Genomic DNA, 268 nt, shown 5'->3' with positions numbered 1-268 from the left:
AACAAAAGACTCCAAAATCTGGAGTCTTTGTAAAATTATTATGATTTAAAAGTTACTTAATTAAAAATATCTTCTAAACAATCTCAATATTAGTATAATCATTAATCACCTCAGCACAGCCGTTATCCATCAATTCTTCCAGTGAATGGGTAGTTGTAATCCCAATCACCTTCATTCCTGCATCCTTGGCAGCTTTTATTCCTCCCATTGAGTCTTCTACTGCAACGGTGTATTTAGCATCAACTTTTAGTTTTTCGAGTGTTTTTAA

The 268-nt window shown here is 32.8% G+C and carries 1 protein-coding gene; it reads right to left on the bottom strand.

The window, feature by feature from the left end; translation table 11 throughout:
* Window positions 1–73 precede the first annotated feature (73 nt).
* A partial coding sequence (locus SCA31_RS23650; RefSeq protein WP_410699450.1) for an HAD-IA family hydrolase occupies window positions 74–268 on the bottom strand: 195 nt, incomplete at its 5' end.

The organism is Chryseobacterium sp. SIMBA_028, from assembly GCF_046535285.1.
Taxonomy (GTDB): domain Bacteria; phylum Bacteroidota; class Bacteroidia; order Flavobacteriales; family Weeksellaceae; genus Chryseobacterium.
Note: the sequence above shows the minus strand (reverse complement) of the source record. Positions and strands in the feature narration are given on the sequence as shown.